The organism is Pseudomonas sp. 2VD, assembly GCF_005503585.1.
In the GTDB taxonomy this organism is placed as follows: domain Bacteria; phylum Pseudomonadota; class Gammaproteobacteria; order Pseudomonadales; family Pseudomonadaceae; genus Pseudomonas; species Pseudomonas aeruginosa.
The window spans coordinates 1-6,643 of the sequence record NZ_SCND01000332.1 but is presented as its reverse complement, the minus strand read 5'-3'; the positions used below and the strand labels follow the sequence as shown (position 1 = coordinate 6,643).

Genomic DNA, 6,643 nt, shown 5'->3' with positions numbered 1-6,643 from the left:
GCCTATGTCATCTACACCTCCGGTTCCACCGGCAAGCCCAAGGGCGCCGGCAACCGCCATTCGGCGCTGAGCAACCGCTTGTGCTGGATGCAGCAGGCCTATGGGCTGGGCGTCGGCGACACGGTGTTGCAGAAGACCCCGTTCAGCTTCGACGTGTCGGTCTGGGAGTTCTTCTGGCCGCTGATGAGTGGGGCACGTTTGGTGGTGGCCGCGCCGGGTGACCATCGCGACCCGGCGAAGCTGGTGGCGCTGATCAACCGCGAAGGGGTCGATACGCTGCACTTCGTGCCGTCGATGCTGCAGGCCTTCCTGCAGGATGAAGACGTCGTCTCCTGCACCAGCCTGAAACGCATCGTTTGCAGCGGCGAGGCGCTGCCGGCGGACGCCCAGCAGCAGGTGTTCGCCAAGCTGCCGCAGGCCGGCCTTTATAACCTCTATGGCCCGACCGAGGCGGCCATCGACGTCACCCACTGGACCTGCGTGGAGGAGGGCAAGGACACGGTGCCGATCGGCCGGCCGATCGCCAACCTGGGCTGCTACATCCTCGATGGCAACCTGGAGCCGGTACCGGTGGGCGTGCTCGGCGAGCTGTACCTGGCCGGTCGGGGCCTGGCCCGTGGCTACCACCAGCGTCCGGGGCTGACTGCCGAGCGTTTCGTCGCCAGCCCGTTCGTGGCTGGGGAACGGATGTACCGCACCGGCGACCTGGCGCGCTACCGCGCCGACGGGGTGATCGAGTACGCCGGGCGGATCGACCACCAGGTGAAGCTGCGCGGCCTGCGCATCGAGCTGGGCGAGATCGAGGCGCGCCTGCTGGAGCATCCGTGGGTGCGCGAGGCGGCGGTGCTGGCGGTGGACGGCAAGCAGTTGGTCGGCTACGTGGTGCTGGAGAGCGAGAGCGGCGACTGGCGCGAAGCGCTGGCCGCGCACCTGGCGGCGAGCCTGCCGGAATACATGGTGCCGGCGCAGTGGCTGGCGCTGGAGCGGATGCCGCTGAGTCCGAACGGCAAGCTGGATCGCAAGGCGTTGCCGCGACCGCAAGCTGCTGCGGGGCAGACGCATGTTGCGCCGCAGAATGAAATGGAGCGACGTATCGCGGCCGTCTGGGCGGACGTGCTGAAGCTGGAGGAGGTGGGCGCCACCGACAACTTCTTTGCCCTGGGTGGCGATTCCATCGTTTCGATCCAGGTGGTGAGTCGATGCCGTGCGGCGGGCATCCAGTTCACTCCGAAGGACCTGTTCCAACAACAGACCGTACAGGGGCTGGCGCGAGTCGCCCGCGTAGGGGCTGCGGTGCAAATGGAGCAGGGGCCTGTGAGCGGCGAGACGGTGTTGTTGCCGTTCCAGCGGTTGTTCTTCGAACAGCCGATTCCCAATCGCCAGCACTGGAACCAGTCATTGCTGTTGAAGCCGCGCGAGGCCCTGAATGCGAAGGCACTCGAAGCGGCCTTGCAGGCCCTGGTCGAACATCACGACGCATTGCGTCTGCGCTTCCATGAAACGGACGGAACCTGGCATGCCGAACATGCCGAAGCAACGCTGGGCGGTGCGCTGCTCTGGCGTGCCGAGGCGGTGGACCGACAAGCGCTGGAGTCGCTCTGCGAGGAGTCGCAGCGCAGCCTGGACCTGGCCGACGGCCCACTGTTGCGGAGCCTGTTGGTGGATATGGCCGACGGCGGCCAGCGTCTGTTGTTGGTGATCCACCATCTGGTGGTGGACGGGGTGTCCTGGCGCATTCTGCTGGAGGATTTGCAAAGGGCTTACCAGCAGAGCCTCCGTGGGGAAGCTCCGCGGCTGCCTGGCAAGACCAGCCCGTTCAAGGCCTGGGCCGGCCGAGTGAGCGAGCATGCCCGTGGTGAGTCGATGAAGGCGCAGTTGCAGTTTTGGCGCGAGCTGCTGGAAGGTGCGCCGGCCGAGCTTCCGTGCGAGCATCCGCAAGGCGCTCTGGAGCAGCGTTTCGCCACCTCCGTGCAGAGTCGCTTCGACCGCAGCTTGACCGAACGCCTGCTGAAGCAGGCGCCGGCAGCCTACCGTACCCAGGTCAACGATCTTCTGCTGACCGCCCTGGCGCGAGTGGTCTGCCGTTGGAGCGGCGCCTCTTCAAGCCTGGTACAGCTGGAAGGGCATGGGCGCGAGGAGCTGTTCGCCGATATCGACCTGAGTCGCACCGTCGGTTGGTTCACCAGTTTGTTCCCGGTGCGCCTGAGCCCGGTCGCGGATCTTGGCGAGTCCCTGAAGGCGATCAAGGAACAGTTGCGTGCGATTCCCGACAAGGGCCTGGGTTATGGCTTGCTGCGCTATCTGGCTGGAGAGGAAAGTGCCCGGGTCCTGGCGGGGTTGCCGCAGGCGCGGATCACTTTCAATTACCTGGGCCAGTTCGACGCTCAGTTCGACGAGATGGCTCTGCTGGACCCGGCTGGCGAAAGCGCGGGGGCAGAGATGGACCCCGGCGCTCCGCTGGACAACTGGCTGAGTCTCAATGGCCGGGTGTTCGACGGTGAACTGAGCATCGACTGGAGCTTCAGCTCGCAGATGTTCGGCGAGGACCAGGTGCGTCGCCTGGCCGATGACTATGTGGCTGAGCTGACGGCGCTGGTCGACTTCTGCTGCGATTCGCCACGGCATGGCGCGACGCCTTCCGATTTCCCGCTGGCGGGGTTGGACCAGGCGCGTCTGGATGCCCTGCCGGTCGCGCTGGAAGAGGTCGAGGACATCTATCCGCTGTCACCCATGCAGCAGGGCATGCTGTTCCATTCGCTGTACGAGCAGGCATCGAGCGACTACATCAATCAGATGCGTGTGGATGTGTCCGGCCTCGATATCCCGCGCTTCCGCGCAGCCTGGCAGTCCGCCCTGGACCGGCACGCGATCCTGCGCAGTGGTTTCGCCTGGCAGGGGGAGCTGCAGCAGCCCTTGCAGATCGTCTATCGACAGCGCCAGTTGCCCTTCGCCGAAGAGGACCTGAGCCAGGCGGCGAATCGGGACGCCGCGCTGCTCGCGCTGGCTGCGGCCGAGCGCGAACGCGGTTTCGAATTGCAGCGTGCGCCACTGTTGCGGCTGCTGTTGGTGAAGACTGCCGAAGGTGAGCACCACCTGATCTACACCCATCATCACATCCTGCTGGACGGATGGAGCAATGCCCAGTTGCTCAGCGAGGTGCTGGAGTCCTATGCCGGACGCTCGCCGGAGCAGCCCCGGGATGGCCGCTATAGCGACTACATCGCCTGGCTGCAGCGGCAGGACGCGGCAGCTACCGAGGCATTCTGGCGCGAGCAGATGGCGGCTCTGGACGAGCCGACGCGATTGGTCGAGGCACTGGCTCAGCCGGGACTGACATCGGCCAACGGCGTCGGAGAGCACCTGCGTGAGCTGGACGCAACGGCTACCGCGCGGCTCCGGGATTTCGCCCGGCGCCACCAGGTCACTCTCAATACCCTGGTCCAGGCGGGCTGGGCGCTGCTCCTGCAACGCTATACCGGACAACACACCGTGGTCTTCGGCGCCACCGTCTCCGGGCGTCCTGCCGATCTGCCGGGTGTCGAGAACCAGGTCGGGTTGTTCATCAATACCTTGCCGGTGGTGGTAACGCTGGCTCCACAGATGACCCTCGACGAACTGCTGCAGGGGCTGCAACGGCAGAACCTGGCGTTGCGCGAACAGGAGCACACGCCTCTGTTCGAGCTGCAGCGCTGGGCGGGGTTCGGCGGCGAGGCGGTTTTCGACAACCTGTTGGTGTTCGAAAACTACCCGGTGGACGAGGTGCTCGAACGGTCCTCCGCTGGAGGCGTGCGTTTCGGTGCCGTAGCGATGCACGAGCAGACCAACTATCCGCTGGCCCTGGCGCTGGGTGGCGGGGATAGCTTGTCACTGCAATTCAGCTACGATCGCGGACTGTTCCCGGCCGCTACGATCGAGCGCCTGGGTCGCCACCTGACGACTCTGCTGGAGGCATTCGCCGAACATCCGCAGCGACGTCTGGTCGATCTGCAGATGCTCGAGAAGGCGGAGCTTAGCGCTATCGGCGCTATCTGGAACCGCAGCGATTCGGGCTATCCGGCAACGCCGCTGGTACACCAGCGAGTGGCCGAGCGGGCGCGTATGGCGCCGGATGCGGTGGCGGTGATCTTCGACGAGGAAAAGCTCACCTACGCCGAGCTGGATAGCCGGGCCAACCGCCTGGCCCATGCGTTGATCGCCCGAGGCGTCGGCCCCGAAGTGCGGGTGGCGATCGCCATGCAGCGCAGCGCGGAGATCATGGTGGCGTTCCTGGCGGTACTGAAGGCCGGCGGCGCCTACGTGCCGCTGGACATCGAATACCCGCGCGAGCGCCTGCTGTACATGATGCAGGACAGTCGCGCGCACCTGCTGCTGACCGATAGCCACCTGCTGGAGCGTCTGCCGATCCCCGAGGGGTTGTCCTGCCTCTCCGTGGATCGCGAGGAGGAGTGGGTCGGCTTCCCCGCCCATGATCCAGAGGTGGCGCTGCACGGCGACAACCTGGCCTATGTGATCTACACCTCCGGCTCCACCGGCATGCCCAAGGGCGTGGCGGTGTCCCACGGTCCGCTGATCGCCCATATCGTGGCTACCGGCGAGCGCTACGAGATGACCCCGGAGGACTGCGAGCTGCACTTCATGTCGTTCGCCTTCGACGGTTCCCACGAAGGCTGGATGCACCCGTTGATCAACGGCGCGCGGGTGCTGATCCGCGACGACAGCCTGTGGCTGCCGGAACGGACCTACGCCGAGATGCATCGCCACGGGGTAACGGTGGGGGTGTTCCAGCCGGTGTACCTGCAGCAACTGGCCGAGCATGCCGAGCGCGACGGCAACCCGCCGCCGGTACGGGTCTACTGCTTCGGCGGCGACGCGGTGGCGCAGGCCAGCTATGACCTGGCGTGGCGGGCGCTGAAGCCGAAGTACCTGTTCAACGGCTACGGCCCGACCGAGACGGTGGTGACGCCGCTGCTGTGGAAAGCACGGGCGGGCGATGCCTGCGGCGCGGCCTACATGCCGATCGGTACGCTGCTGGGCAACCGTAGCGGCTACATCCTCGACGGGCAGTTGAACCTGCTGCCGGTAGGCGTGGCGGGCGAACTGTACCTGGGCGGGGAAGGGGTGGCGCGCGGCTACCTGGAGCGTCCGGCGCTGACCGCCGAGCGTTTCGTGCCGGATCCCTTTGGTGCGCCGGGCAGCCGGCTGTACCGCAGCGGCGACCTGACCCGTGGGCGTGCGGATGGGGTGGTGGATTACCTCGGACGGGTGGATCACCAGGTGAAGATCCGAGGCTTCCGCATCGAACTGGGAGAGATCGAGGCGCGCCTGCGCGAGCATCCGGCGGTGCGCGAGGCGGTGGTGGTGGCCCAGCCGGGCGCGGTGGGCCAGCAGTTGGTGGGCTACGTGGTGGCGCAGGAGCCGGCGGTCGCGGATTCGCCGGAAGCGCAGGCGGAGTGCCGGGCGCAGTTGAAGACGGCGCTGCGCGAGCGCCTGCCGGAATACATGGTGCCGTCGCACCTGTTGTTCCTGGCGCGGATGCCGCTGACGCCGAACGGCAAGCTGGACCGCAAGGGCCTGCCACAGCCGGATGCGAGCCTGTTGCAGCAGGTCTACGTGGCGCCGCGAAGCGATCTGGAACAACAGGTCGCGGGGATCTGGGCGGAGGTCCTGCAATTGCAACAGGTCGGGCTCGACGACAACTTCTTCGAGCTTGGCGGCCACTCGTTGCTGGCGATCCAGGTGACTGCCCGGATGCAGAGCGAGGTCGGCGTGGAGCTGCCGCTGGCGGCGCTGTTCCAGACCGAGTCGCTGCAAGCCTATGCCGAGCTTGCCGCGGCGCAGACTTCCAGCAATGACACCGATTTCGATGACCTTCGTGAATTCATGAGCGAACTAGAGGCGATCTGACCCATGCTTTCCAATCCAAACCTGGACCTCGTGTCCCGCTTCGTTCGCCTGCCTCTGGCGCAGCAGAAATTGTTCTATCAGCGTGTCCAGGCCAAGGGCATGAGCTTCGCCCGCCTGCCGATCCCGCAGACTCGCCAGGAGATGGACAACCTGCCGCTGTCCTATGCCCAAGAGCGGCAGTGGTTCCTCTGGCAGCTGGAGCCGGAGAGTTCCGCCTACCACATTCCTACCGCCCTGCGCCTGCGCGGCAGGTTGGACATTGCGTCCTTGCAGCGCAGCTTCGCGGCGCTCGTCGAGCGGCACGAAAGCCTGCGCACGCGGATCGCGCGGATGGGTGATGAATGGGTGCAGGTCGTCTCCGCCGACGTCTCGCTGCCGCTCGAAGTCGAAGTGCAACGGGGACTCGACGAACAGCGATTGCTGGAGCGGGTCGAGGCGGAGATCGCACGACCCTTCGATCTCGAACAGGGACCGTTACTGCGGGTGACTTTGCTGGAGGTGGACGCCGACGAGCATGTGCTGGTCATGGTCCAGCACCATATCGTCTCCGACGGTTGGTCGATGCAATTGATGGTCGAGGAACTGGTCCAGCTCTATGCCGCCTATAGCCAAGGGCTCGACGTGGGGTTGCCGGCCCTGCCGATCCAGTACGCGGACTACGCCCTGTGGCAGCGCAGCTGGATGGAGGCGGGGGAAAAGGAGCGCCAGTTGGCGTACTGGACCGGCCTGCTGGGCGGCG

2 protein-coding genes are annotated in these 6,643 nt (G+C 66.1%); both read left to right on the top strand.

What is annotated here, in order from left to right; all coding sequences use genetic code 11:
* Positions 1-5,904 (top strand): non-ribosomal peptide synthetase (locus FFS27_RS26060; protein WP_137952297.1); only part of this gene is annotated, 5,904 nt, incomplete at its 5' end.
* Positions 5,905-6,003: 99 nt separating this feature from the next.
* The coding region (locus tag FFS27_RS26055; RefSeq protein ID WP_256659642.1) for a condensation domain-containing protein at positions 6,004-6,643 on the top strand (640 nt) is incomplete at its 3' end.